Annotated in this window: 8 protein-coding genes; 5 read left to right on the forward strand and 3 right to left on the reverse strand. The window is 71.7% G+C overall.

Going from position 1 to position 5972, the window contains the following annotated elements:
* Nucleotides 1-902: NAD(P)/FAD-dependent oxidoreductase (locus G6023_RS12050; protein ID WP_182635682.1), on the reverse strand; the 902-nt coding region annotated here is incomplete at its 3' end.
* A 109-nt stretch (nucleotides 903-1011) separates the two neighbouring features.
* Here G6023_RS12050 and G6023_RS12055 point away from each other — a divergent pair.
* Complete coding sequence (locus G6023_RS12055) at nucleotides 1012-1596, forward strand: type II toxin-antitoxin system RelB family anti-toxin (RefSeq protein ID WP_182635684.1); 585 nt, start codon at nucleotides 1012-1014, stop codon at nucleotides 1594-1596.
* 100 nt (nucleotides 1597-1696) lie between these two features.
* On the opposite strand, the gene G6023_RS12060 is transcribed toward G6023_RS12055, so the two are convergent.
* On the reverse strand, nucleotides 1697-2956 hold the full coding sequence (locus G6023_RS12060) for a hypothetical protein (RefSeq protein WP_182635686.1): 1260 nt from the start codon (nucleotides 2954-2956) through the stop codon (nucleotides 1697-1699).
* 166 nt (nucleotides 2957-3122) lie between these two features.
* On the opposite strand from G6023_RS12060, the gene G6023_RS12065 reads away from it, so the two are divergent.
* The 4 genes from G6023_RS12065 to G6023_RS12080 all read left to right on the forward strand — a co-directional run bounded on the left by G6023_RS12065 (nucleotide 3123) and on the right by G6023_RS12080 (nucleotide 5801).
* Nucleotides 3123-3710, forward strand: coding sequence for a biotin transporter BioY (locus tag G6023_RS12065; RefSeq protein ID WP_067713928.1), 588 nt, complete (start codon nucleotides 3123-3125; stop codon nucleotides 3708-3710).
* A complete protein-coding gene (locus G6023_RS12070; protein WP_182635688.1) occupies nucleotides 3707-4399 on the forward strand; it encodes an energy-coupling factor ABC transporter ATP-binding protein in 693 nt (230 codons plus the stop codon). Before G6023_RS12065 ends, G6023_RS12070 begins: the two co-directional genes overlap by 4 nt.
* A complete protein-coding gene (locus G6023_RS12075) occupies nucleotides 4400-4999 on the forward strand; it encodes an energy-coupling factor transporter transmembrane component T family protein (protein WP_182635690.1) in 600 nt (199 codons plus the stop codon).
* 145 nt (nucleotides 5000-5144) lie between these two features.
* The gene (locus tag G6023_RS12080) at nucleotides 5145-5801 is read left to right on the forward strand and encodes a catalase family protein (protein ID WP_347570769.1); all 657 of its coding nucleotides are present in this window, start codon (nucleotides 5145-5147) and stop codon (nucleotides 5799-5801) included.
* A 6-nt stretch (nucleotides 5802-5807) separates the two neighbouring features.
* Here the strand turns inward: G6023_RS12080 and G6023_RS16395 are convergent.
* The coding region (locus G6023_RS16395; RefSeq protein WP_182635694.1) for an SIP domain-containing protein at nucleotides 5808-5972 on the reverse strand (165 nt) is incomplete at its 5' end.

Here is a 5972-nt window from a genome sequence, read left to right on the forward strand (position 1 = left end):
ATCAGCGAGGCGTTGATCTGCTGCGCGGCGCGGGCCCCCTGGGCGGCGGCGGCTCCGACCTGCGCCATGAGATCGGCGCAGTTGCCCGCGGCCCACACCCCCGGCACCGGGGTGGTGCCCATCTCGTCGGTCGGGATGACCGTGCCGACCGGGTGATCGACCGCCTCCAGACCGATGGCCGCGTACGGCTCTACCCCGACCGTCAACCGGGTGGCCACCACCACGGCGTCCAGATCGATCACCTCGTCGTCGTCGACCTCCACGCCGACCACCCGCCCACCGTCGGCCGCCACTCCCGAGATCCTTCGCTCCTCGATCGGGATGCCCAGGGCGGCCAGGGAGACCCGGTCCTGCTCGTCGATCGGGCGACCGCCGCTGAAGAACGTGATGTCCCGGCTCCACTGGTGGAACAGCATGGCCTGGTGCGGGGACATCGGATGGGTCCCCAGGATGCCGATCCGCTGGTCGCGCACCTCCCAGCCGTGGCAGTACGGGCAGTGCAGGACGCCGCGCCCCCACTGCTCGCGGACCCCGGGGATGTCGGGGAGTTCATCGCTCACCCCGGTCGCGATGAGCAGTGTGCGGGTGGGCAGCACCGAACCGTCGCGCAGGATGACGTCGAAGCCGTGCCCGGCCGTGCGTGTGTCCACGACCTCGCCGTCGATGACCTCGCCGTCGTACCCCCTGACCTCCGCGCGGCCTCGCGCGAGCAGTTCCGACGGGCTCACCCCGTCCAGGGCGAGCAGCCCGTGGACTCCCTCGGCGGGAGCGTTTCGCGGCTCGCCGGCGTCCACCACCGTCACCCGACGGCGGGCGCGGGCCGACGTCAGCGCGGCGCTCAGGCCGGCCGCCCCGCCACCGACCACCACCACATCCCGCAGTCCTTGATCGTCCGTGTCCATCTGTCGACCTCCGCTCTCCGGGCCACCGGTTCCGGGCCCCGTCCCCCTCGACGATGATCCCTTCACCCGGATGTCGCAACTAACCTTGCCAGTCTGGCAAACTCGGCTCATGACCGATCAGACCGCCCGCACCCTCGACGCCGTGGGTTCGCGGCTGAGGGCCCTCCGGCAACGCCGCGACCTCACACTGACCGCGCTGGCGGAGTCCACCGGGATCTCCACCAGCACGCTGTCCCGACTCGAGTCCGGGCAGCGCCGACCCACCCTCGAACTACTGCTGCCGCTGGCGCGGGCACACGGCGTCACCCTGGACCAACTCGTCGACGCCCCGCCGACCGGTGACCCGCGGGTGACGCTGCAGCCGATCGCCACCGACTACGGCGCTACCGTGATCCCGTTGTCGCGCCGACCGGGCGGGATCCAGGCGTACAAGTTCGTGCTCCCCACCGGGAGTGACGACGACGAGCCCCACCTCCACGTCCACGAGGGCTACGACTGGGTGTTCGTCCTGGACGGCAGGCTCCGACTGGTCCTCGGCGAGCACGATCTCGTCCTCACGCCGGGCGAGGCGGCCGAGTTCGACACCCGCACCCCGCACTGGTTCGGCGCCACGAGCGCCGGCCCGGTGGAGTTCCTCAGCCTGGTGGGCCGGCAGGGCGAGCGGGCGCACATCCGGGCGGCACCGGCCCGGTGATCTTCGCGACACGATGTCAGCATCGTGTCGGGCACGAGGGCGAGGGGCGGTTCCGAGCAGGCGAGTCGGTCGCCCTGCCGGGAGTTGTGATCGTCCTCCCCTACCGCCCCGGGACGACCGCCCACCCCGTGGTCATCTGACCGGCGAACTCCGGCAGACGCACCAGGATCCGGTTCTGCTCGGCACGGGGACGGAAACCCACGTCGAGATACCGCGGCGCCTCGTCGGGGCGGTCGCGGACGAGCGAGCGGTACGCCGGCACCAGGTCCTGTTCGATGTACTCCCACCGGGGTACGCGGTCGGCCCAGTTGAAGGCCGGGAGCGGCGTGTGGGCGACCACCGGCTGACCGCCCGCCTCCGCGCGGACCGAGAGTGGTCGGAACCGCCCCAGCGTGCGGGCGCCCGGGATGTCGGGCGCCCCGCCGACGGTGGTGATGTAGGTGAGAACCCGGCCGACGTCGCCGCGACCGGAGGCGGTGGCATCCCACTGGTCGGCGATGATCTGGTTCTGCTCCCGGGACGCCATCCGCAGCAGCGCCTCGGACAGGCCGTCGGGGGATCCCTCGTCGAGCATCCGCCAGGATTCCAGCGCGTAGTCGTCGTACGCACCTCCCGCGGCGAGTTCCTCGACCGCGGGCAGGCCCCCCGCGGCGTAGGCCTCGTGCACCGGGATCATGTCCGTGAATATGTGCCGCTGCATGACGAGGAGTCGGTGCAGGTACCAGTCCACGTCGGGTTGCCGCAGTGTGGGGCCGACCGTGGCCAGCAGCCGGACGTCGCGCGGCATCTCGCGGGCCACCTCCCACGGCAGCCCGGCCATCGCTCCCCCGACCCCGAGCCCCGCCTCGTGCACCCCGGGAACGGTGAGCACACCGCCGACGTCGTCGAGGTCCCAGAACCCGGCGGCGAACGACATCCCCGCGAGCCCGGCCATCCCGGCCCACCAGTACCCGTCGTGGGAGTTGTACAGGCGCAGGTAGTTGACGTACACCTTGTCGACCGTGTCGAGGTTAGCCGCCAACCCCCGGGCGGGTTCCCACTGCTCCAGGTCGATGTCGGCGTTCTCCGCCCCCACCGCCAACCAGTACTGGCGCGCCAGGGTCGAGTACCTCTCCGGAGCGACACGGGCCGCCCTCACGACGTCGAGCGCGGCCCGGAGCTCGGCCACGTCGGTGGTCATCCCGGTGGAGACGCCGCCCGCCATCTCGCCGTCGGCGTTGTCGGCCGGGACATCGAGGTAGACCGAATACGGCGTGGCACCGGCGGTCGTCGGCGAGTGGACGACGGACACCACCGTGAGCATGAGAGCGGCGAGCAGTGCGACGGTGAGGGCTCCGAGTCCGTCTGGTGCTCGACCCATGACGCACCGCCCCCCGCTCGCCCGACTGTGATCTGAGTCACTTTATGCGGCATCCCTCCGGCCGGCGACCGCACGCGCCGGAGCCCGATGAGGCCATCCGACGTGACACGCGCGACAATGGACCGGATCAGGCTGTCGAGCAGCACCCGCGGAGCCAAGGAGTCCAGTGAGCACCACCGTCGACCGGGCCCCGGCCCGTAGCGCCACCCGAGACCTCGCCCAGATCGCGGTGTTCGCCGCTCTCATCGTGGTGCTGGGCCTGCCCGGCCAGATCAGCATCGGTTCGGCGGGTGTGCCCATCACCCTGCAGACGCTCGGCGTGATGCTCGCCGGCTCACTGCTCGGCTGGCGCAAGGGCGCCCTGTCGGTGCTCGCGGTCATGGTCATCGGTCTCGCGCTGCCGGTGCTCGCGGGCGGCCGCACGACCCTGACCTCGCTGGCCGGACCCACCGCGGGCTTCCTCATCGGCTGGATCCCGGCGGTGATCGTGATCGGCCTGCTCACCGCGTGGATCATGCCGCGCTACCGGCTCGTCCCGGGACTGCTCATCAACATCCTCGGCGGCATCGTCGTCATCTATGCCGTCGGGGTGGCCGGCATGTTGCTCCGCACCGAACTGACGCTCGGCGGTGCGATCGCCGCCAACACGGTGTTCCTGCCGGGTGACCTCGTCAAGGCGGTCGTCACGGCGATCGTCGCGACGCAGGTCCACAAGGCACGTCCCGGCCTGATCGCGCCGCTGCGCCGGAAGTGACCAGCACGGAGATCCGCTTCGACGGGGTCGGCCACGCCTACGGTGACCGGACCGTCCTCGCCGACGTCGACCTGACCCTCACCGAGCGACGCATCGGGATCGTCGGCGTCAACGGCGGCGGCAAGTCGACGCTCGCTCGGATGATCAACGGTCTCGTGGTCCCCACCACCGGGACGGTCACCGTCGACGGCCTCGACACCCGCCGCATGGGCGCGGCGATCCGCCGCCGTGTGGGCTTCTGCTTCACCGATCCGGACACCCAGATCGTCATGCCGACCGTGGAGGAGGACGTCGACTTCTCCCTGCGCCGTTCGGGTCTGAACCGGGAGGAGCGACGACGACGAGTCGCGCAGGTGCTCGAGACCTACGGCCTGGCCGGCCATGCCGAACATCCGTGCCACCTCCTCTCCGGGGGCCAGAAGCAGTTGCTGGCCCTGGCCGCGGTGTTGGTGATCGAACCCGCCGTGGTGGTCGCCGACGAGCCCACGACCCTGCTCGATCTGCGTAACCGCGCACTGGTCGCCGAGACGTTCGCCGGGTTGCAGCAGCAGCTGGTGGTGGTGACGCACGACCTGGACCTCGTCGCCGACTTCGACCGCGTCCTGGTGGTCGACGGCGGCCGGGTCGTGATCGACGACGCCCCCCGCCCCGCGCTGGCGGGCTACCGGCGGATCGCGCTGGAGGCCTAGGTGTTCGCCACCTATCAACCGGGGAACTCGCTCCTGCACCGACTGCCGGCGGGGTGGAAGATCCTGCTGGTGTGCGTGCTCATCCTCGTCGCCACCCTGGCGATACGCGAGCCCTGGCACGTGCTGCCCGCCCTCGGGGTGACCGCGGCCCTCTACGCGATCGGACGGATCCGTCCGCGGGCGGCGTGGGACCAGGTCCGCCCGGTGCTGCCGATGCTCATCGCGATCCTGGTACTCCAGTGGATCGTCGCCGACCTCGACACCGCCCTACGGGTCTGCGGCGCCCTGCTGGTCGCCATCACCGTGGCGGGCCTCGTCGCCTTGACCACGCGGGTCTCGGACATGCTCGACGCCGTCACGCGGGCCGCCCAGCCGCTGCGGCACGTCGGTGTCTCACCGGACCGGATCGCACTGGTGTTGGTACTGACCATCCGCGCCATCCCCCTGCTCGCGCGTCGGCTTCGCCAGGTCACCGAGGCCCGCAAGGCCCGTGGCCTGGGCATGTCGATACGCGCGCTCGTCGTGCCGACCGTGCTCGGCGCCCTCACCACCGCCGACCAGTTGGGCGACGCGTTGGCCGCCCGGGGCGTGGACGACTGAACCCGACCGACGTTCGGATGCGGACGCCGTCCCCGGCACCGCTGCGTATCGTGGGGCCATGTCCCGACGCACCCGGAATGCCGGCCGCGACGATGCTGCAGCGAGCTCTCCAGCCGAGCCTTCTTCCCCCCGGTCCTCCGCTCTCGTGCCCATCACGACGGAGTCGAAGGAGGTCGCGCTGCGTTCGGCGCCCCTGTCCAGTCTGGCCGGGTCCGCGTTCGGCGCCGTGGCCGCGGTGGCGCGACTCGCGCGCCCGAAGGCGCTGCACCCCAAGGGTGTGATCGCCGAGGCCACGCTGAGCGTGACCGGGGTCGGTCGCACGGGGTCGTCCCTGCTGGACGTGACGGGCCGCTGGCCGGCGACGATCCGGTTCTCCCGCGCGGTGGGGCTGCCGGACGCGGTGCCCGATATCGGCGGGATGGCCGTCCGCATCCACGCCGAGCGGCCGGTGGACATCCTGCTGGCCAGCACCGGCACGGGCCCGCTGAGCCGGTACGTCCTCACCACGGGCTGGCGCACGATGGGCCGCACCATGACGTCCATGTTCCCGGTGCTCATCGCGGGTCGCCCGCTCCTGTTGGCCGCGATCCCCACCGGCGACGGCGGCACGTGGACCCTGCAACATGCGACGCCGCTCGGCAAGTGGAAGACGCTGGGCCGGCTCACGGTGGACTCGTGGGAGGACGACGACGAGAACCTGCACTTCGATCCGATCGGGAACCGTCTGCCCGGGTCGCGCTACCCGAATGTCCTCAGGGCGCTGCGGGACCCGTCGTACCCGCCCGCCGACCGCGGCGCCTAGGGCCGATCAGCACTCCGCGGCGCCGCGCCGCCAGTACCCCATGAACGCCACTGCCTCCTTGGGCACCCCGGCGGCGTCCACGGCGAGGCGGCGCATGGCACGGACGAGCCCCGCCTCTCCGGCGAGGAATACATACGGCTGGCCGGCGGAGACGGCGGTCGCCGGCTGCCA

The organism is Dietzia sp. DQ11-71, from assembly GCF_014144995.1.
GTDB lineage: Bacteria > Actinomycetota > Actinomycetes > Mycobacteriales > Mycobacteriaceae > Dietzia > Dietzia kunjamensis.